Annotated in this window: 1 protein-coding gene; it reads right to left on the bottom strand. The window is 41.3% G+C overall.

The window, feature by feature from the left end:
* Positions 1–206, bottom strand: a 206-nt coding sequence (locus PL8927_RS27530) for an HNH endonuclease (RefSeq protein WP_197047582.1), incomplete at both ends; no start/stop codon positions are given.

Here is a 206-nt window from a genome sequence, read left to right as displayed (position 1 = left end):
CAAGCAACAGTAAGATTGGAAATTCGGTCAGTTCCGCCTTGGGATTTGGGGTGAATATGTTCTACTTCTAAGGGTACGTTTTCAACCCCACAGTAGGCACATTTTCTACTCCATTTTTCCAGTAAATATTGCCGAACTTCGTATCCCTGTAGCTCTCCTTGTTGGTACTCAATTCCAGAGATTTCAGGATTTTCAAGTTGTTGTAA

The sequence above is a fragment of the Planktothrix serta PCC 8927 genome (assembly GCF_900010725.2).
GTDB classification, from domain to species: domain Bacteria; phylum Cyanobacteriota; class Cyanobacteriia; order Cyanobacteriales; family Microcoleaceae; genus Planktothrix; species Planktothrix serta.
The sequence above is the reverse complement of the archived record's forward strand: the minus strand, read 5'-3'. Positions and strand labels throughout refer to the sequence as shown.